Below are 251 nucleotides of genomic sequence, written 5' to 3' on the forward strand. Positions count from 1 at the left end.
ATGACGTTTTCTATGCCGTCAACCATGTTAGTGCGCTTAGGAACCAGCATAGGGTTAAAAGAAGCTTCTCGGTCTCTGGGAACTTTAATATTAGTCTCTCCTAAAGCTGTTTTTATCTTTTTAGATCCATAGCCGTTACGGGTATTGCTATTATCGGACTGCTGATGCTTCTCATAGTCTAAATGAGCGTCAAGTTCTCCTTCTAGCATCTTTTCAATACCTCGCTTTTGGATGGATTTTAGAAAGGAGGT

Annotated in this window: 1 protein-coding gene; it reads right to left on the reverse strand. The window is 40.6% G+C overall.

What is annotated here, in order from left to right; all coding sequences use genetic code 11:
- Window positions 1-251 (reverse strand): transposase (locus FGF67_RS17185; protein WP_199240718.1); only part of this gene is annotated, 251 nt, incomplete at both ends.

The sequence above is a fragment of the Allotamlana fucoidanivorans genome, assembly GCF_006265225.1.
Lineage (GTDB): Bacteria > Bacteroidota > Bacteroidia > Flavobacteriales > Flavobacteriaceae > Allotamlana > Allotamlana fucoidanivorans.